Origin of the sequence: Chromobacterium subtsugae (genome assembly GCF_035919665.1) — a bacterium.
In the GTDB taxonomy this organism is placed as follows: domain Bacteria; phylum Pseudomonadota; class Gammaproteobacteria; order Burkholderiales; family Chromobacteriaceae; genus Chromobacterium; species Chromobacterium subtsugae.
In genome coordinates this window covers 402,793-421,811 of the sequence record NZ_CP142381.1, presented here as the reverse complement: position 1 = coordinate 421,811, position 19,019 = coordinate 402,793, and the positions used below count along the sequence as shown (strand labels likewise).

Sequence of the window (19,019 nt, the reverse complement as noted above, 5' to 3'; positions counted from 1 at the left end):
CGAATAATGTTCAGTGGCGCAGCTTGTAGCCGGAGTGGATCAGCCATAGGGCCAAAGACACCAGCGCGGCGAAGCTGCCGCCCACCACGCCGGCGGACAGCCAAGGGCTGACGTCGGCCTGGCCGAAAAAGCCGTAGCGGAAGCCGTCTATCATGTAGAACACCGGGTTGGCGTGCGACACGGCGTACCAGAACGACGGCAGGCTGTTGATGGAATAGAACACGCCGGACAGGAAAGTCAGCGGCATGATCAGGAAATTCTGGAAGGCGGCCAGCTGGTCGAATTTCTCCGCCCAGATGCCGGCGATCACGCCCAGCGTGCCCAGCACGCCGCAGCCCAGCACCGCGAACAGCACCGCCCACAGCGGCTGGGCCGGCAACGGCAGGCCGAACCAGGCGGTGACCAGCAGCACGCCGGCGCCCACCGCCAGGCCGCGCACCACCGAGGCCAGCAGGTAGGCAAGGAAGAACTCCGGCGCGGTCAGCGGCGGCAGCATCAGGAACACGATGTTGCCGGTGATCTTGGACTGGATCAGGCTGGAGGAGCTGTTGGCGAAGGCGTTCTGCGCCATCGACATCATCGCCAGGCCGGGAATCAGAAAAGCGGTGTAGCCGACGCCGGGATAGGCCTCGACGTGCTTGGACAGCACGTGGGCGAAGATCAGCTGGTACATCAGCGCGGTCAGCACCGGGGCGGCCACGGTCTGGAACGATACCTTCCAGAAACGCACCAGCTCCTTCTTGAACAGGGTGAGAAAACCTATCATGCCGCGCTCCCGTTCATCATCTTGACGAACACGCTTTCCAGGTCCGCCTCCACCACGTTCAATTCGCGCACGTCGACGCCGGCCTGGCGCAAGGTGGCCAGCACCGTTTCCAGTTCGGCCAGCTCGGCCAGTTGCAGCACCACCCGGCCATCCTCGTCGCGCAGCTTGCGCGGCAGCAGGCTGTCGGGCAGCGCGCCGGACAGCTTCACCGCCACTTCGCGGCGCGCGCTGTGGGCCAGCAGCTTGTCCTTGCTTTCCAGCGCCAGCAGCTTGCCCTTCTTCAGCATGGCGATGCGCGAGCACAGCGTTTCGGCTTCTTCCAGGTAATGGGTGGTCAGCACGATGGCGTGGCCGGCGCGGTTCAGCTCCTGCACGAACACCCACAGGCTCTGGCGCAGCTCGACGTCGACGCCGGCGGTGGGTTCGTCCAGCACGATCACCGGCGGACGGTGCACCAGCGCCTGCGCCACCATCACGCGGCGCTTCATGCCGCCGGACAGCGCGCGCATATTGCTGTCGGCCTTGTCGGCCAGGCCCAGTTTGAACAGCAGCTCGTCGATCCAGGCGTCGTTGCGGGACAGGCCGAAGTAGCCCGATTGGAAGCGCAGCGTTTCGCGCACCGACAGGAAGGGGTCGAACACCAGCTCCTGCGGCACCACGCCCAGGGCGCGCCGCGCTTGCTTGAAATCGCGCACCACGTCGTGGCCCATCACCCGGATGCGGCCGCTGTCGGGGCGCGCCAAGCCGGCCAGCGCCGAGATCAGCGTGGTCTTGCCGGCGCCGTTGGGGCCGAGCAGCGCGAAGAATTCGCCGGGCTCGACGGTGAAGCTCACCTTATCCAGCGCCTGCAGCTGGCCGTAGCGTTTGCTGACGGCCTCGATTTCGATTGCGTGGGACATGAAAACCATGGCGCCACCAAGGCGATGCCAGACCAAGACGGCTGCGCTAGTGGCTTGAGAAAAAAGCGCAATTATAGCGCCGCCGCGCGCTCAGGTGGTAAGTTGTTCCATGATTTCAGGCGTGAAGATGCCGCGGTACAAATATTGCAACAAGCGGCTGGCCGCCAGCATGGCGTCCGGCCCCGGCTGCTCTATCACCAGCTTGTGCATCAGGCCGTCGTGCAGCGCCTGCACCACCGTCGCCGCCTCTTCCGGCTCGACGCAGGCATACGCCTGCCCCCTGTCCTTGGCCACCTGCACCACATGGCTCAGCAAGCCGCGCGCCTCGTGCATGTGCGCCACGCACTCCTCGTGGATAGGCTCTAGCTCGCCGACGTGCTCGCTGCGCAAAAACAGGATCAGCAGGATGCGCCGCACCTGCGGATTATGCTCGATCAGCGCCAGCAGGCGGTGGCTGTGCTCCCACAGCGCCCGCGCCGGATCGGTGTCGGCGGTTCGCAACAGTTGCTCGCGCATATCGTCGAAAGACGGCGAAACCCGGTCCAGCATCGCGCGGTACAGGTCCAGCTTGTTCTGGAAATGCCAGTACACCGCGCCGCGGGTCAGACCCGCCGCGGTGGCGATTTCCGCCAGCGAGGTGCGCGACACGCCCTGCTCGCTGAACAGCCGCTCGGCGGCATCCAGCAGCAGCTGGCGGGTCTGCTCGGCCTCTTCACGTGTTTTCCGTGCCATCCATCATTCTTCGCTCTTAGTACTAGTATGAATTTTAACGGTTCTTTGTTGCCCAAACCGCTGCGTTTTTACATATCCGAGACATTATAGCATTTTACATACAGACGCGTATGTATGTAAAATACCGAAGCTTCAGGTTATGACAATCCAGACTGACCATCCCCTGAAGCCCTATCCATTTGATTACCTTCCCGATTTTGCTTTCGAGGATTCGATACCATGCAAGGAACTGCAACTCTCCCGCGCGCCGCGCGCGGCCTGCTGTTGGGCGCGCTGGCAGCCAGCCTGGCCGCCTGCGGACAAAAGCCCGACGCCAAGGCCGGCGCCATGCCGCCGGTGCCGGTGGCCGTGATCAAGGTCGAACCGGCCGACGTGCCGGTATCGTATGAATTCGTCGGCCAGGCGGCCGGCTCGCGCGAAGTCGAGGTGCGCGCCCGCGTCGGCGGCATCCTGCAAAAACGCGCTTACGCCGAAGGCAAACCGGTGAAGGCCGGCGACCTGCTGTTCCAGATCGATCCGGAGCCGTTCAAGGCGGCGCTGGACCAGGCCAAGGGCAATCTGCAGGTGCAGCAGGCGCAATTGCTGCGCACCAAGCAGGACTACGACCGGGTAATGCCGCTGTTCAAGGAAAACGCCGTCAGCCAGAAAGACCGCGACGACGCGGTGGCCGCCTTCAACGCCGCCAAGGCGCAAGTGGCCTCCGCCCAGGCGCAACTGGAGCAGGCGCAGATCAATCTGGGCTACACCCGCGTCACCGCACCGATTTCCGGCATCACCAGCCAGGAAGCCCGCTCCGAGGGCAGCCTGGTGGCCACCAGCGCCGACGCCAGCCTCTTGACCAAGATCTCGCAGCTGGACCCGATCTACGTCAACTTCAGCATGTCCGACGGCGACATGCTGGCGCTGCGCAAGATGCAGCACGCCGGCAAGCTGAAGCTGGCCAATGGCGGCGGCTTCGAAGTGCAGCTGAAGCTGCCGGACGGCAGCGTCTACGGCAAGACCGGCCACCTGAACTTCACCGACAGCCTGGTCGACACCAATACCGGCACCATCCGTTCGCGCGCCAGCTTCGCCAATCCGCAAGGCGGCATCCTGCCCGGCCAGTTCGTCCGCGTGCAGCTGAACGGCGCGGTGCGCACCGCCGCCATCACCGTGCCGCAGCGGGCGGTGCTGACCACCCAGCAAGGCAAGATGGTGTGGGTGGTGGGGCCGGAAGGCAAGGCGCAGCCGCGCCCGATCACGGTATCGCAGGAAGTCGGCCTGAGCGTGCTGGTCGAGCAGGGCCTGAAGGCCGGCGACCAGGTGGTAGTCGACAACATCATCAAGCTGCGCCCGGGCGCCGACGTGAAACCGCATCCGTTCCAGGCGGACGCCAGCGCGCCCGCGGCAGCGGCCCAGTAATCGCAGGGGGAATCTGATTTATGTTTTCCGCTTTCTTCATCCGGCGACCCATCTTCGCCAGCGTGATCTCGATCGTGATCATGCTGGCGGGCCTGGCCGCCATCAAGGCGCTGCCCATCCAGCAGTACCCTGAAATCGTGCCGCCGGTGGTGAACGTCACCGCCAGCTATCCGGGCGCTTCCGCCGAAGTGATCGCCAACACCGTGGCCGCGCCGCTGGAACAGGCGATCAACGGCGTGGACGACATGCTCTACGTGCAGTCCAACAGCGCCAGCAACGGCACGCTGTCGCTGACCGTGTCGTTCAAGATCGGCACCAACCCCGACCAGGCGACCATCAACGTCAACAACCGCGTGCAGTCGGTGCTGTCGCAGCTGCCGGAGGAGGTGCGCCGCCAGGGCGTCAACGTCCGCAAGAAATCGGCCACCATCTTGCAGGTGGTGTCGCTGTTCTCGCCCGACAACAGCCATGACACGCTGTTCATCAGCAACTACGCGCTGCTCAACGTGGTGGACGAGCTGAAGCGGGTGCAGGGCGTGGGCGATGTGGTCAACTTCGCCGGCCAGGACTACTCGATGCGGATTTGGCTGAAGCCGGACAAGCTGGCGCAGCTGAAGCTGACCCCCAGCGACGTGGCCGCCGCCATCCGCGAGCAGAACTCGCAGTTCGCCGCCGGCAAGCTGGGCGCCGAACCGACGCCGCAGAAGCTGGACTTCACCTACACGGTGACCACCAAGGGCCGCCTGTCCGAGCCGGAAGAGTTCGAAAACATCATCGTGCGCGCCAATCCGGACGGCTCCGCGGTGAAGCTGAAGGATGTGGCCCGCGTCGAGCTGGGCGCGCTGTCCTATGACTTCCACGGCAAGCACAACGGCAAGGCCACCATCCCGATCGGCATCTTCCTGGCGCCGGGCGCCAACCAGCTGGCCACCGCGCAGGCGGTGGAAACCGAAATGCTGCGCCTGTCCAAGAGCTTCCCGACCGGCCTGTCCTACGGCATCCCGTACGACACCACCAAGTTCGTCGAAGTATCGATCGAAGAGGTGTACAAGACGCTGGCCGAAGCCATGGTGCTGGTATTCCTGGTGGTGTTCCTGTTCCTGCAGAACTGGCGCGCCACGCTGATTCCCTGCCTGGCGGTGCCGGTGTCCATCGTCGGCGCCTTCGCCGGCATGTACGCGTTCGGCTTCACCATCAACACGCTGACGCTGTTCGGCCTGGTGCTGGCCATCGGCATCGTGGTGGACGACGCCATCGTGGTGCTGGAAAACGTCGAGCGCCTGATGACGCAGGAAGGCTTGTCGCCGCGCGAGGCCAGCCTGAAAGCGATGCAGGAAGTGTCCGGCGCGCTGGTGGCCATCGTGCTGGTGCTGTGCTCGGTATTCATCCCGGTGGCCTTCCTGGGCGGCATCGCCGGCCAGATGTACAAGCAGTTCGCCATGACCATCGCGGTATCGGTGGTGATTTCCGGCATCGTCGCGCTGACGCTGACTCCGGCGCTGTGCGCGCTGATCCTGAAGGCCGAGCACCAGCACCCGAACCGCTTCTTCACCTGGTTCAACAATTGGTTCGACCGCCTGACCAGCCGCTACACCAACGGCGTGGCCTTCATCAACAAGCGCGCGCTGCTGGCGGTGCTGCTGTTCGGCGGCCTGATCGCCGCTTCCGCCGGCCTGTTCCGCATCATCCCGTCCAGCCTGGCGCCGGACGAGGACCAGGGCTACATCCTGGCCGCGGCCTTCCTGCCTGACGGCGCGTCGCTGACCCGCACCGCCGCCAGCATGGACAAGCTGGACGCCATGATGGCCAAGAACCCGGCGGTGCAGGACCGGATGACTTTCGCCGGCTTCGACATCCTGTCTGGCGGCAACAAGACCAACGCCGGCGTGTCCTTCATCGTGCTCAAGCCCTGGGATCAACGCAAAGATCCGCAGCTGTCGGCGCAAGCCGTGGTCAAGGACGTGTTCGGCAAGGGCATGATGGGCATCAGCGACGGCATCGTGCTGGCCTTCAACCCGCCGCCGATCTCCGGCATGTCCAACACCGGCGGCTTCGAAGCCTATGTGCAGGACCGCGCCGGCGGCACCCCGACCGCGCTGGGCGAAGTCACCAAGAAAATGGTGGCCGCCGCCGCCAAACGGCCGGAACTGAAGGGCGTGCAAACCACCTTCTCCGCCAGCGTGCCGCAAGTCTTCGTCCAACTGGACCGCGACAAGGCCAAGGCGCTGGGCGTGCCGATCAACAGCGTGTTCGACACCATGCAGAGCACCTTCGGCGCGCTGTACGTCAACGACTTCAACAAGTTCGGCCGCACCTTCCGCGTGCAGCTGCAGTCGGAGGCGCCGTTCCGCACCAAGGTGGACGACCTGCGCAACGTCTACGTGCGCTCGCAGACCGGCCAGATGATCCCGCTGACCGCGCTGGTGAACATCCAGCAAACCACCGGCCCGGAAACGCTGGAACGCTTCAACGTGTTCCCGGCGGCCAAGCTGGTGGGCGGCCCGGCGCCGGGCTACAGCTCGGGCCAGGCGCTGACCGCGCTGGAGGAAGTCGCCAAGGAAACGCTGCCCGCGGGCTATAGCCTGGCCTGGACCGGCTCGGCCTTCCAGGAAAAGTCCACCAGCGGCTCGTCCGCCCTGGTGTTCGGCTTCGGCATGATCATGGTGTTCCTGATCCTGGCGGCGCAATACGAGCGCTGGAGCCTGCCGATCTCGGTGCTGATGGCGGTGCCGTTCGCGGTGTTCGGCGCGCTGATGGCCAACTGGCTGCGCGGCCTGGCCAACGACGTGTACTTCCAGGTGGCGCTGGTGACGCTGATCGGCCTGTCGGCCAAGAACGCCATCCTGATCGTGGAGTTCGCGGTGCAGAAGATGGAAGAAGGCATGGAGGCGATGGAAGCGGCGCTGGAAGCGGCCCGGCTGCGCTTCCGTCCCATCGTGATGACCTCGCTCGCCTTCGTGCTGGGTTGCGTGCCGCTGGCCATTTCCAGCGGCGCCGGCTCCGCCAGCCGCCACTCGATCGGCACCGGCGTGATCGGCGGCATGCTGGCCGCCACCTTCATCGCCACCTTCTTCATCCCGCTGTTCTTCATCCTGATCATGAAGTTCGGCAAGAAAAAACCTCAACCGGCGGTTGAGGCAGGAGAGAACTCAGATGCTTAAGCGCGCCCTGATTCCCGTCGCCGTCGCGCTGGCCGTATCCGCCTGCGCGGTCGGTCCCGACTACAGCCGGCCCAAGGTCGAGCTGCCCGCGGCCCAGGCCGGCGCCCAGGCGCCGGCGCTGGACGCCGACTGGTGGCAGCGTTTCGACGACCCGGCGCTGAACCAGCTGATCGAGGAGGCCGTGAAGAGCAACCTCGACCTGCAGGCCGCCGCCGCCCGCGTCGAACAGGCCGCCGCCCAGGCCGGCATCGCCCGCGCGGCGCTGCTGCCCTCGCTCGGCGCCAATGCCGGCTACCAGAGCGGCCGCACCTCGGCCCTCACCACCAGCCCCGGCACCCCGCTGGTCAACGACGTGCGCGCGGCCAACCTGACCGCCGCCTGGGAACTGGACCTGTGGGGCAAGCTGCGCCGCAGCAACGAAGCGGCGCGCGCCGGCTACATCGCCAGCCGCTACGACCGCGACGCCGCCCAGCTGGCGCTGACGGCCCAGGTAGCGCAAACCTACTTCCAGCTGCGGGCGCTGGACGCCCAGCTGGACATCGCCAAACGCACGCTGCAAAGCCGCGAGGAATCGCTGAAACTGCAGACCAAGCGCTTTCACGGCGGCCTGATTTCCGAGCTGGACCAGCGCCAGGCCGAAGCGGAAGCCGCCGCGGCGCGCGCCTCGGTGCCGCAGATCGCCCGCTCGCTGGAACAGACCGAAACCGCGCTGGGCGTGCTGCTGGGCCACAGCCCCAAACAGCTGGCCAGCGGCGATCTCACGCGCGGCAAGGACATCAACAGCCTGGCCAGCCCGCCCGACGTGCCGGCCGACCTGCCCGCCAGCCTGCTGGAGCGCCGCCCCGACGTCGCCTCCAGCGAGCAGCAGCTGATCGCCGCCAACGCCCGCATCGGCGTGGCCAAGGCCGCCTACTTCCCCAGCATCAACCTGACCGGGGCGTTGGGCTCGCAAAGCCTGTCGCTGGACGGCCTGTTCACCGGCCCGGCCCGCACCTGGGGCTTCGCCGCCAACCTGGCCGCGCCGATCTTCAACTTCGGCGCCACCGGCTATGGCGTGGATGCCGCCAGCGCCGGGCAGAAGCAGGCGCTGGCGCAGTACCAGAAGTCGGTGCAGTCGGCGTTCAAGGACGCGCTGGACTCGCTGGCCGCCAACAGCGCCGCGCGCGACATCGTGCAGGCGCAAACCACCCAGCTCGCCGCGCTCAACCGCACGCTGAAACTGGCCGGCCTGCGCTACGACAACGGCTACTCCAGCTATCTGGACGTCCTGGACGCGCAGCGCAACAGCTTCCAAGCCGAGCTGAACCTGGTCAGCGCCAAGCTGGACCGCCTCAATACCACGATAGGCGTGTACAAGGCGCTGGGCGGCGGCTGGCAAGCGCCCAAACGGCAATAAGCCTCGCCCGCGCCATCCAAGCCCGCCCTCTCCGGCGGGCTTTTTCCATCCCGGCGCGCGCATTACGAAATCGTCGAATCCGCGCGTCTGCGCGCATTCCACGACGTGGACGGCCGCATTCGCGGCAGATCCTGCCGCCGCGCCGATTGACAAACCCATGGCCAATCGACACAGTAAGCTCACGCCATAGCATTGGCGACACTATCAAAATAAACAAAGAGAACATCAGGAGATTCATCATGCAAACCCGACACAGCCTGCTGCTGTGCGCGCTGGTAGCCGGCGTCGCCGCCTGCAACAAGCCTGCCGGCCAGACTTCATCCAACGACAAGGCCGCCGAAGACAAGATCGTCGTCAAGATCGGCACCGCCAATCCGCTGACCGGCCCGTTCGCCCACTGGGGCCGCGACGCCGACGACGGCGTCAAGCTGGCGGTACAGGAAGCCAATGCCGAAAAACTGGTGCTGGACGGCAAGCCGGCCAGCTTCGAAGTGGTGTCGGAAGACGACCAGGCCGATCCCAAGGTAGCCACCCAAGTCGCGCAGCGGATGGTGGACGCCAAGGTGGCCGGCATCGTCGGCCACCTGACTTCCGGCGCGGCCATCCCCGCGTCCCGCATTTACTCCGACGCCGGCATCCCGATGATTTCCGGCTCGGTCACCAGCCCGTCCTTCACCCAGCAAGGCTATCGCAACACCTTCCGCCTGATCGCCAACGACCAGCAGCAAGGCGAAGCGCTGGCCAAGTACGCGGTGGGCAAGCTGGGCGCCAAGCGCGTGGCGGTGATCGATGACCGCACCACCTACGGCCAGGGCCTGGCGGATGACTTCGCCAAAGCGGTGGAACAGGCCGGCGGCAAAGTGGTGAAGCGCGAGTTCACCACCAATAGCGCCACCGACTTCATGGCGGTGCTCACCTCGATCAAGGGAGAAAAGCCCGATCTGCTGTTCTACGGCGGCATGGATGCCCAGGCCGGCCCGATGGTCAAGCAGATGGGCAAGCTCGGCATCAAGGCGGCCTTCATGGGCGCCGACGGCGTCAACACGCCGGAATTCGCCAAACTGGGCGGCGGCAGCGCCGAAGGCGCCTATGCCTCCAGCGCCGGACTGCCCAAGGAAAAACTGCCCGGCTACGCCGACTTCAACCAGAAGTTCAAGCAGCAATTCCAGACCGAAATCCAGGCCTACGCGCCGTACAACTACGATGCCGCCAAGGTGCTGATCGCGGCGATGAAGCGCGCCGGCTCCGCCGATCCGGCCAAATACCTGCCGGAAGTCGCCAAGACCGATTACCAGGGCGTCACCGGCCCGGTGAAGTTCGACGCCAAGGGCGACATCCAGCAGGCGACGGTATCGCTGTATCAACTGAAGCAAGGCAAGTGGGTAGGCTTGTAAGCATCTCAGGCCTCCGCCCAACAAAAACCCCGCCAGGCAACTGGCGGGGTTTTTCATGGCAAGGCCGAAACGGCGCCGCCCGGCGGGCGGGGCAGAAACGCAGAAACCCCAGCTCATCGAGCTGGGGTTCTGTATGGGGCGTCTGGCGGTGTCCTACTTTCACATGGCGAATGCCACACTATCATCGGCGCTAAGGCGTTTCACGGTCCTGTTCGGGATGGGAAGGCGTGGGACCACCTCGCTATGGCCACCAGACATAAACTGTACAAACTTAAAGAAGCCCGAACCCGTCTCTCAGACAGATTCGCATATATTCGGTATTTGACGTACGTCGCACATCCACTCTCTTGTGTCTCAGTTTCCCAAGCCACTCAAATGATAGGATCAAGCCTCACGAGCAATTAGTATCGGTTAGCTTCACGCCTCACAGCGCTTCCACACCCGACCTATCAACGTCCTGGTCTCGAACGACTCTTCAGGGAGGTCAAGCCTCCAGGGAAGTCTCATCTTCAGGCAAGTTTCCCGCTTAGATGCTTTCAGCGGTTATCTCTTCCGAACTTAGCTACCCGGCGATGCCACTGGCGTGACAACCGGTACACCAGAGGTTCGTCCACTCCGGTCCTCTCGTACTAGGAGCAGCCCCCGTCAAACTTCCAACGCCCACTGCAGATAGGGACCAAACTGTCTCACGACGTTTTGAACCCAGCTCACGTACCACTTTAAATGGCGAACAGCCATACCCTTGGGACCGGCTACAGCCCCAGGATGTGATGAGCCGACATCGAGGTGCCAAACACCGCCGTCGATGTGAACTCTTGGGCGGTATCAGCCTGTTATCCCCGGAGTACCTTTTATCCGTTGAGCGATGGCCCTTCCATTCAGAACCACCGGATCACTATGTCCTGCTTTCGCACCTGCTCGACTTGTCGGTCTCGCAGTTAAGCTACCTTTTGCCATTGCACTATCAGCACGATTTCCGACCGTACCTAGGTAACCTTCGAACTCCTCCGTTACACTTTGGGAGGAGACCGCCCCAGTCAAACTGCCTACCATGCACTGTCCCCAATCCGGATCACGGACCAAGGTTAGAACCTCAAAGGGGTCAGGGTGGTATTTCAAGGTCGGCTCCACCAGAACTAGCGTCCTGGCTTCAAAGCCTCCCACCTATCCTACACAAACCACTTCAAAGTCCAATGCAAAGCTACAGTAAAGGTTCACGGGGTCTTTCCGTCTAGCAGCGGGTAGATTGCATCTTCACAAACACTTCAACTTCGCTGAGTCTCAGGAGGAGACAGTGTGGCCATCGTTACGCCATTCGTGCGGGTCGGAACTTACCCGACAAGGAATTTCGCTACCTTAGGACCGTTATAGTTACGGCCGCCGTTTACTGGGGCTTCGATCAAGAGCTTGCACCCCATCACTTAACCTTCCAGCACCGGGCAGGCGTCACACCGTATACGTCCACTTTCGTGTTGGCACAGTGCTGTGTTTTTGTTAAACAGTCGCAGCCACCGATTCTCTGCGACCTGTCAAAGCTTCGGACGCGAAGTCCTACACCTCAACAGGCATACCTTCTCCCGAAGTTACGGTATCAATTTGCCGAGTTCCTTCTCCTGAGTTCTCTCAAGCGCCTTAGAATTCTCATCCTGCCCACCTGTGTCGGTTTGCGGTACGGTTCTTGTGCAGCTGAAGCTTAGTGGCTTTTCCTGGAAGCGTGGTATCAGTCACTTCAGGTCCGTAGACCCTCGTTATCACGTCTCGGCGTTAAAGAAGAGCGGATTTGCCTACTCTTCACGCCTACCGGCTTGAACAGACTATTCCAACAGTCTGCTGACCTAACCTTCTCCGTCCCCACATCGCACTGCACAAAAGTACGGGAATTTTAACCCGTTTCCCATCGACTACGCTTTTCAGCCTCGCCTTAGGGGCCGACTCACCCTACGCCGATGAACGTTGCGTAGGAAACCTTGGGCTTTCGGCGAGCGGGCTTTTCACCCGCTTTATCGCTACTCATGTCAGCATTCGCACTTCTGATATCTCCAGCATCCCTTACGAGACACCTTCACAGACCTACAGAACGCTCCCCTACCACGGACGCTTACGCGCCCATCCGCAGCTTCGGTTATCAGTTTGAGCCCCGTTACATCTTCCGCGCAGGACGACTCGACCAGTGAGCTATTACGCTTTCTTTAAATGATGGCTGCTTCTAAGCCAACATCCTGGCTGTCTATGCCTTCCCACTTCGTTTACCACTTAACTGATCATTTGGGACCTTAGCTGGCGGTCTGGGTTGTTTCCCTCTTGACGATGGACGTTAGCACCCACCGTCTGTCTCCCATGCTTGCACTTTCCGGTATTCAGAGTTTGCCATGGTTTGGTAAATCGCAATGACCCCCTAGCCATAACAGTGCTTTACCCCCGGAAGTGATACATGAGGCACTACCTAAATAGTTTTCGGGGAGAACCAGCTATCTCCGAGTTTGTTTAGCCTTTCACCCCTATCCACAGCTCATCCCCTAGTTTTGCAACACTAGTGGGTTCGGACCTCCAGTGCGTGTTACCGCACCTTCATCCTGGCCATGGATAGATCACTCGGTTTCGGGTCTACGCCCAGCAACTAAAGCGCCCTATTCGGACTCGGTTTCCCTACGCCTCCCCTATTCGGTTAAGCTTGCTACTGAACGTAAGTCGCTGACCCATTATACAAAAGGTACGCAGTCACGGAACAAGTCCGCTCCCACTGTTTGTATGCATCCGGTTTCAGGTTCTATTTCACTCCCCTCCCGGGGTTCTTTTCGCCTTTCCCTCACGGTACTGGTTCACTATCGGTCGATCACGAGTATTTAGCCTTGGAGGATGGTCCCCCCATATTCAGACAGGATTTCGCGTGTCCCGCCCTACTTCTCGTATGCTTAGTACCAAGAATGCGTTTTCGTGTACGGGGCTATCACCCACTACGGCGGTCCTTTCCATGAACCTTCCACTAACGCAATCTCTATCACATACAGGCTGTTCCGCGTTCGCTCGCCACTACTTACGGAATCTCGGTTGATTTCTTTTCCTTCAGCTACTTAGATGTTTCAGTTCGCTGAGTTCGCTTCCTCTGACCTATGTATTCAGTCAGGGATGACCCCTAAGGGCCGGGTTTCCCCATTCGGATATCGCGGGATCAAAGCTCTATTGCCAGCTCCCCCGCGCTTTTCGCAGGCTTACACGTCCTTCATCGCCTGTGATCGCCAAGGCATCCACCAGATGCACTTAGTCGCTTGACCCTATCATTTCAGCAGCCTAAGCCACTAAAACAACAAGTGTGTTTGTGCGACGACTGCACCGCCCCTTTTGATATGGCGACGCAGCCTTTGATACAATCAAATACCCAAGATGACGATTCATTCAACGAAAGACTTAACTCTCGCTGTTTGTTTCGCCGTCTTAATATATTCGGCTTCTTCAGTTTGTTAAAGATCGGGCGTATTGCTGAGCAGCTTTCGCTGCACGCGAACAACGCAAACAGAATCAAACTCGATCAAGTTCGTTTTTGTTTGCACTGTAAGTGGTGGAGGATGACGGGATCGAACCGACGACCCCCTGCTTGCAAAGCAGGTGCTCTCCCAACTGAGCTAATCCCCCAACTGGTGGGTCTGGTAGGACTCGAACCTACGACCCCTGCGTTATCAACACAGTGCTCTAACCAGCTGAGCTACAAACCCAGTCAACTTCTCAGCACTGAATCTCTTCGATCCAGCTGCCCTTAACGCGAATAACCGATAGGCTGTAAGTGCTTGGCGATCGCCTTCTCTAGAAAGGAGGTGATCCAGCCGCAGGTTCCCCTACGGCTACCTTGTTACGACTTCACCCCAGTCATGAATCCCACCGTGGTAAGCGGCCTCCTTGCGGTTAGCCTACCCACTTCTGGTGAAACTCACTCCCATGGTGTGACGGGCGGTGTGTACAAGACCCGGGAACGTATTCACCGCAGCATGCTGATCTGCGATTACTAGCGATTCCGACTTCACGCACTCGAGTTGCAGAGTGCGATCCGGACTACGATCGGTTTTATGAGATTGGCACCACCTCGCGGCTTAGCGACCCTCTGTACCGACCATTGTATGACGTGTGAAGCCCTGCTCATAAGGGCCATGAGGACTTGACGTCATCCCCACCTTCCTCCGGTTTGTCACCGGCAGTCTCATTAGAGTGCCCAACTAAATGATGGCAACTAATGACAAGGGTTGCGCTCGTTGCGGGACTTAACCCAACATCTCACGACACGAGCTGACGACAGCCATGCAGCACCTGTGTTACGGCTCCCTTTCGGGCACCAAGATATCTCTACCAAGTTCCGTACATGTCAAGAGCAGGTAAGGTTTTTCGCGTTGCATCGAATTAATCCACATCATCCACCGCTTGTGCGGGTCCCCGTCAATTCCTTTGAGTTTTAACCTTGCGGCCGTACTCCCCAGGCGGTCAATTTCACGCGTTAGCTACGCTACCAAGGATTCAAACCCCCAACAGCTAATTGACATCGTTTAGGGCGTGGACTACCAGGGTATCTAATCCTGTTTGCTCCCCACGCTTTCGTGCATGAGCGTCAGTGTCATCCCAGGGGGCTGCCTTCGCCATCGGTATTCCTCCGCATCTCTACGCATTTCACTGCTACACGCGGAATTCTACCCCCCTCTGACGCACTCTAGTCTTGCAGTCTCCAATGCCGTTCCCAGGTTGAGCCCGGGGCTTTCACATCAGACTTGCAAAACCGCCTGCGCACGCTTTACGCCCAGTAATTCCGATTAACGCTTGCACCCTACGTATTACCGCGGCTGCTGGCACGTAGTTAGCCGGTGCTTATTCTTCCGGTACTGTCATCCCCGCCAGGTATTAACCAGCGGGATTTCCTCCCGAACAAAAGTCCTTTACAACCCGAAGGCCTTCTTCAGACACGCGGCATGGCTGGATCAGGCTTGCGCCCATTGTCCAAAATTCCCCACTGCTGCCTCCCGTAGGAGTCTGGGCCGTGTCTCAGTCCCAGTGTGGCGGATCATCCTCTCAGACCCGCTACTGATCGTCGCCTTGGTGAGCTCTTACCTCACCAACTAGCTAATCAGACATCGGCTGCTCGTATAACGTGAGGCCTTACGGTCCCCCACTTTCCCCCTCAGGGCGTATGCGGTATTAATCCGGCTTTCGCCGAGCTATCCCCCATTACACGGTACATTCCGATGCGTTACTCACCCGTTCGCCACTCGTCAGCGGTGCAAGCACCCTGTTACCGTTCGACTTGCATGTGTAAAGCATGCCGCCAGCGTTCAATCTGAGCCAGGATCAAACTCTTCAGTTCAATCTCATAGCAAATTTTCTGGCACGCAAGTTCAAAGAAATAAACAAGTATCTCTTGTCTCTTGCAGTGCAAGTTTTTGGCTTTCGCCAAACACTTACACCTATCGGTTATTCTGTCTGTTAAAGAGCGGTGCCGATCGCTGCGTCGCCATCAGCGGAACCGTTTCGTTTCCGCTGTTTCGTTCGCTGCGTCAGCTGAGGAGACGAACTATACCTGCGCCCTCCCCCTCGGTCAACCGCTTTTTTGAGAAAAGTTGAAGAATTTTACAGAATTATCGGCAAGTCGTTGATTTTCATTCAAATAGGCAGTTTGCATTTTTATTGAGCCTCCGAAAAATCCGCTGAAAACCCGCCTGCCGCCGTGATTGGCTGAATAGATAACTTTGGAAAATCCTCCAAAACCTGCCGAATTTTCATTCTTGCCGTCAGAAATCGCGAACGCCTCGCGCATTGGCGTGACAATGTCATTTCGTGATAGGATCAAATGCCTTCCCCACCGGAGCGCGCCATGCAGACTTCCCTACGACAACGACTGAATGGCCTGCCTCCCGGTTTCCATCTGCTGATGCTCAGCGACGTCTTGAGCGGGCTGGCGATGGGCGCCGGCTATGTCAGCATCAGTTGGTGGGTGGTGTCGATGGGCGGCGCCCGCGACATGGCCTGGTTCAGCACGCTGACCGCGCTGGTGATGCTGGTGGCGCTGCCGCTGACCGCGCCGCTGGGCGACCGCTTCCCGAAAAACCGCGTCATCGCCGGCGGCATCCTGCTGGCGATGCTGTCCGGCCTGGCGCTGGCGGCGATGGCGTGGTTCCACTTCTATAGATTGGCGTGGGTGGTGGCCAGCGAATCGATGGCCATGTTCGCCTGGGCCATCGTAATTCCTTCCATGTTGAGCATCGCCGCCGAGCTGGTGCCGGCAAACCGGCTGTCCGACGCGCTGTCGATGCAGAAAAGCTCGCAATCGGTAGGCAACCTGATCGGCCCGGTCATAGGCGGCAGCCTGATGGCGGTGGCGCCGGCCTGGATGGCGCTGGGCAGCTATACGCTGCTGCTGGCCATCGCCGCCGTCGGCGCCTTGCGCATCCGGTTGCCGGCGCGCAGCTTGGCGGATGTCCGGGCGGAAAGCTTCATCGAACAGATCCGCAGCGGCCTGCGCGTGCGCTGGCGCATTCCGCTGGAGCGCCGCTGGGCGCTGTGGGGCTTGCTGGTGATGACCGCCTACTTCCCGATGGTGGTGACGCTGCTGCCGATCAAGCTGCATCAATTGGGCCTGCCGGCGTTCTGGCTGGGCGCCTGCGAGGCGGCGGTCAGCGGCGGCCTGCTGGTCGGCTCGCTGTGGCTGACGCACCGCCTGCTGCTGCACTGTAGCCGGCCGCGCGCCCGCGCTTTCGCGATGTGGGCGCTCGGCGCGGTATTCCTGGTGGTGGCGTTGACCGATCATCCGCTGGTGATGCTGGCAATGTTCGGCATCGAAGGCGCGCTGCTGTCGATCACCATGCTGATCGGCCAGACCCATCGCACGCTGGCGGTGCCGGAGCCCTATCGCGCGCGGGTGTCGGCGATCAATGTGCTGGTGGCCAAGCTGGGCGGCATGCTGGGGCCGGCGCTGGCCGGCATCCTGCTGGCGCGCTGGTCGCTGGATGAGGTCTATCTGTTCTTCGCCCTGTTCCACCTGCTGACGGTGCCGCCGATGCTGCTGCTGCCCGGCGTCAACCGCTTCCTGAACCTGAGCCATGACGAGGTGAAGGACTGGTACCTGAAACAGCACCCGGAGGCTTTCGAGCCGATGGCGCCGGCGGGCGGCAAGCTGGAACAATCGGCATAAAGCGAAACGGCGGTCCTTTCGGGCCGCCGTTATACCTTATATATAGATTGGCTTCTCTCCACCGGGGAAAGAAGCCAACCCACGTCACAGCACGTAGCGCGCCAGATCTTCGCGCTCGGCCACTTCGCCCAGCTTGCAGTCCACATACGCGCCGTCGATCTTGCGCTCGCCGGACTTGGCGTCGAAAGCCACCTCCTCCAGCAGCTTTTCCATCACCGTGTACAGGCGGCGCGCGCCGATGTTCTCGGTTTTCTCGTTGACCTGCCAGGCGATCTCGGCCAGACGCTGGATGCCGGACTCTTCGAACGCCAGCTCCACGCCCTCGGTAGCCAGCAGCGCCTGGTATTGGCGCGTCAGGCAGGCGTTGGTGCTGGTCAGGATCGCCTTGAAATCGTCCACCGACAGCGACGACAGCTCGACGCGGATCGGCAGCCGGCCCTGCAGCTCCGGAATCAGGTCCGACGGCTTGGACAACTGGAAGGCGCCGGAGGCGATGAACAGGATGTGGTCGGTCTTCACCATTCCGTACTTGGTGGACACGGTGGTGCCCTCCACCAGCGGCAGCAGGTCGCGCTGCACGCCGGCGCGCGACACGTCGGCGCCACCCTGGCCTTCGCCGCGGCTGGTGACCTTGTCGATTTCATCGAGGAACACGATGCCGTTCTGCTCGACGTTCTTCAACGCTTCCGCCTTCAGCTCTTCCTCGTTGACCAGCTTGGCCGCCTCTTCGTCGACCAATTGCTTGAAGGCGTCGGCCACCTTCATCTTGGCGGCCTGCTTCTTGCCCGCGCCCAGGCCCTGGAACATGCCCTGCAGCTGGCTGGCGAAATCCTCCATCCCCGGCGGCGCCATCACGTTCATCTGGGCGATGGGGGCGGCGATTTCCAGTTCGATCTCTTTGTCGTCGAACTTGCCCTCGCGCAGCATCTTGCGGAATTTCTGCCGGGTGGCGCCGTCCTCATGCTTGTCCTCGACCGCCGGTTCGCCGGCGAAGAAGCCGGTTTGCGGCTGATGCACGCGCGGCAGCAGCGCGTCGAGGATACGCTCCTCGGCGGCGTCTTCGGCGCGGACGCGGTTGCGCTTGATGGCGGCGTCGCGGGTTTCCTTGATCGCCACTTCCGCCAGGTCGCGGATGATGGTGTCGACATCGCGGCCGACATAGCCGACCTCGGTGAACTTGGTGGCTTCCACCTTGATGAAGGGCGCGCCGGACAGCTTGGCCAGGCGGCGGGCGATCTCGGTCTTGCCGACGCCGGTGGGGCCTATCATCAGGATGTTCTTCGGGGTGATCTCGCTGCGCAGCGGCTCGGCCACCTGCTGGCGGCGCCAGCGGTTGCGCAAGGCGATGGCCACCGCGCGCTTGGCGGCGTGCTGGCCGATGATGTGCTGGTCCAGCTCGTGGACGATTTCCTGCGGGGTCATTTGCGTCATGACGATCTCCGCCCGGCCGCGCGGGCCGGGCCTTGCATTCGGGGTCAGGCCTCGTCGTCCGGGCCCAGGGTTTCGATCAGGTGGTTGTGGTTGGTGTAGATGCAGATGTCGCCGGCGATCTCCAACGACTTCTTCACCACCACCTCCGGCGCGAGATCGGTATTCTCGAACAGCGCGCGCGCGGCCGACTGCGCGAAGGCGCCGCCGGAACCGATGGCGGCGATGCCCTGCTCCGGCTCCAGCACATCGCCGTTGCCGGTGATGATCAGCGTGTGGTCCTTGTCGGCGACGATCAGCATCGCCTCCAGCCGGCGCAGCATGCGGTCGGTGCGCCAGTCCTTGGCCAGTTCCACCGCCGACACCAGCAAGTTGCCCTGATGCTTCTGCAATTTGGCTTCGAAGCGCTCGATCAGGGTGAAGGCGTCGGCGGTGCCGCCGGCGAACCCGGCCAGCACCTTGCCGCCGTGCAGCTTGCGTATCTTGCGCGCCGTCGCCTTGATCACGATGTTGCCCAGGGTCACTTGCCCGTCGCCGCCCAGCGCCACGCGCTCGCCGCGACGGACGGAAACGATGGTGGTTCCGTCAAATTGCTGCATGTTCGGTATTCCAATGGATATCAGGGATGCCGGCATGCGCCGGCTCAGCTCTGAATATGCAGGCGATCGCGGCGATTGCAA

At 61.7% G+C, this 19,019-nt stretch carries 11 protein-coding genes, 2 tRNA genes and 3 rRNA genes; 5 read left to right on the top strand and 11 right to left on the bottom strand.

Annotated elements, in window-relative coordinates; genetic code table 11:
- Positions 1-10: 10 nt before the first annotated feature.
- The 3 genes from U6115_RS02065 to U6115_RS02055 form a co-directional block, all read right to left on the bottom strand.
- A complete protein-coding gene (locus tag U6115_RS02065; protein ID WP_043580917.1) occupies positions 11-766 on the bottom strand; it encodes an ABC transporter permease in 756 nt (251 codons plus the stop codon).
- The gene (locus U6115_RS02060; protein WP_043580963.1) at positions 763-1,665 is read right to left on the bottom strand and encodes an ABC transporter ATP-binding protein; all 903 of its coding nucleotides are present in this window, start codon (positions 1,663-1,665) and stop codon (positions 763-765) included. Before U6115_RS02060 ends, U6115_RS02065 begins: the two co-directional genes overlap by 4 nt.
- Positions 1,666-1,755: 90 nt before the next feature.
- Positions 1,756-2,397, bottom strand: a complete 642-nt coding sequence (locus tag U6115_RS02055; RefSeq protein WP_043580916.1) for a TetR family transcriptional regulator — start codon at positions 2,395-2,397, stop codon at positions 1,756-1,758.
- A 219-nt stretch (positions 2,398-2,616) separates the two neighbouring features.
- Here U6115_RS02055 and U6115_RS02050 point away from each other — a divergent pair, with 219 nt between their 5' ends.
- The 4 genes from U6115_RS02050 (at position 2,617) to U6115_RS02035 (ending at position 9,749) form a co-directional block, all read left to right on the top strand.
- Positions 2,617-3,798 (top strand): efflux RND transporter periplasmic adaptor subunit, encoded by a 1,182-nt coding sequence (locus U6115_RS02050; RefSeq protein ID WP_043580914.1) that lies wholly within the window; start codon positions 2,617-2,619, stop codon positions 3,796-3,798.
- Positions 3,799-3,818: 20 nt separating this feature from the next.
- Complete coding sequence (locus U6115_RS02045; RefSeq protein WP_047250344.1) at positions 3,819-6,959, top strand: efflux RND transporter permease subunit; 3,141 nt, start codon at positions 3,819-3,821, stop codon at positions 6,957-6,959.
- Positions 6,952-8,355, top strand: a complete 1,404-nt coding sequence (locus tag U6115_RS02040; RefSeq protein ID WP_043580911.1) for an efflux transporter outer membrane subunit — start codon at positions 6,952-6,954, stop codon at positions 8,353-8,355. Before U6115_RS02045 ends, U6115_RS02040 begins: the two co-directional genes overlap by 8 nt.
- Positions 8,356-8,594: 239 nt before the next feature.
- Positions 8,595-9,749, top strand: coding sequence for a branched-chain amino acid ABC transporter substrate-binding protein (locus U6115_RS02035; RefSeq protein ID WP_047238941.1), 1,155 nt, complete (start codon positions 8,595-8,597; stop codon positions 9,747-9,749).
- Positions 9,750-9,889: 140 nt separating this feature from the next.
- Here the strand turns inward: U6115_RS02035 and rrf are convergent.
- The 6 genes from rrf to U6115_RS02005 all read right to left on the bottom strand — a co-directional run bounded on the left by rrf (position 9,890) and on the right by U6115_RS02005 (position 15,570).
- Positions 9,890-10,004: ribosomal RNA gene (gene rrf / locus U6115_RS02030) — 5S ribosomal RNA — on the bottom strand.
- Positions 10,005-10,129: 125 nt separating this feature from the next.
- Positions 10,130-13,021 (bottom strand): 23S ribosomal RNA (locus U6115_RS02025).
- 282 nt (positions 13,022-13,303) lie between these two features.
- A tRNA-Ala gene (locus U6115_RS02020) sits at positions 13,304-13,379 on the bottom strand.
- A gap of 3 nt (positions 13,380-13,382) precedes the next feature.
- Positions 13,383-13,459, bottom strand: a tRNA-Ile gene (locus U6115_RS02015).
- Between the two features lie 92 nt (positions 13,460-13,551).
- Positions 13,552-15,087, bottom strand: a 16S ribosomal RNA gene (locus U6115_RS02010).
- Together the 16S, 23S and 5S rRNA genes with 2 tRNA genes alongside form the textbook arrangement of a ribosomal RNA operon.
- A gap of 231 nt (positions 15,088-15,318) precedes the next feature.
- Complete coding sequence (locus tag U6115_RS02005; RefSeq protein ID WP_146008394.1) at positions 15,319-15,570, bottom strand: hypothetical protein; 252 nt, start codon at positions 15,568-15,570, stop codon at positions 15,319-15,321.
- 24 nt (positions 15,571-15,594) lie between these two features.
- On the opposite strand from U6115_RS02005, the gene U6115_RS02000 reads away from it, so the two are divergent.
- On the top strand, positions 15,595-16,911 hold the full coding sequence (locus tag U6115_RS02000) for an MFS transporter (RefSeq protein ID WP_157889288.1): 1,317 nt from the start codon (positions 15,595-15,597) through the stop codon (positions 16,909-16,911).
- Between the two features lie 84 nt (positions 16,912-16,995).
- Here U6115_RS02000 and hslU read toward each other — a convergent pair whose 3' ends face one another.
- Both hslU and hslV read right to left on the bottom strand, forming a co-directional pair.
- Positions 16,996-18,342 carry an ATP-dependent protease ATPase subunit HslU gene (gene hslU / locus U6115_RS01995; protein WP_043575148.1) on the bottom strand — a complete coding sequence of 449 codons (1,347 nt, stop codon included), beginning with the start codon at positions 18,340-18,342 and terminating at the stop codon, positions 16,996-16,998.
- 44 nt (positions 18,343-18,386) lie between these two features.
- Positions 18,387-18,938 (bottom strand): ATP-dependent protease subunit HslV, encoded by a 552-nt coding sequence (gene hslV, locus U6115_RS01990; protein ID WP_011133956.1) that lies wholly within the window; start codon positions 18,936-18,938, stop codon positions 18,387-18,389.
- Positions 18,939-19,019: the final 81 nt, after the last annotated feature.

Excerpts from the sequence above, each read along its gene's own strand:
- U6115_RS02065 (WP_043580917.1), bottom strand. The coding sequence starts at position 766 with ATGATAGGTTTTCTCACCCTGTTCAAGAAGGAGCTGGTGCGTTTCTGG.
- U6115_RS02060 (WP_043580963.1), bottom strand. The coding sequence starts at position 1,665 with ATGTCCCACGCAATCGAAATCGAGGCCGTCAGCAAACGCTACGGCCAG.
- U6115_RS02055 (WP_043580916.1), bottom strand. The coding sequence starts at position 2,397 with ATGGCACGGAAAACACGTGAAGAGGCCGAGCAGACCCGCCAGCTGCTG.
- U6115_RS02050 (WP_043580914.1), top strand. The coding sequence starts at position 2,617 with ATGCAAGGAACTGCAACTCTCCCGCGCGCCGCGCGCGGCCTGCTGTTG.
- U6115_RS02045 (WP_047250344.1), top strand. The coding sequence starts at position 3,819 with ATGTTTTCCGCTTTCTTCATCCGGCGACCCATCTTCGCCAGCGTGATC.
- U6115_RS02040 (WP_043580911.1), top strand. The coding sequence starts at position 6,952 with ATGCTTAAGCGCGCCCTGATTCCCGTCGCCGTCGCGCTGGCCGTATCC.
- U6115_RS02035 (WP_047238941.1), top strand. The coding sequence starts at position 8,595 with ATGCAAACCCGACACAGCCTGCTGCTGTGCGCGCTGGTAGCCGGCGTC.
- U6115_RS02000 (WP_157889288.1), top strand. The coding sequence starts at position 15,595 with ATGCAGACTTCCCTACGACAACGACTGAATGGCCTGCCTCCCGGTTTC.
- hslU (WP_043575148.1), bottom strand. The coding sequence starts at position 18,342 with ATGACGCAAATGACCCCGCAGGAAATCGTCCACGAGCTGGACCAGCAC.
- hslV (WP_011133956.1), bottom strand. The coding sequence starts at position 18,938 with ATGCAGCAATTTGACGGAACCACCATCGTTTCCGTCCGTCGCGGCGAG.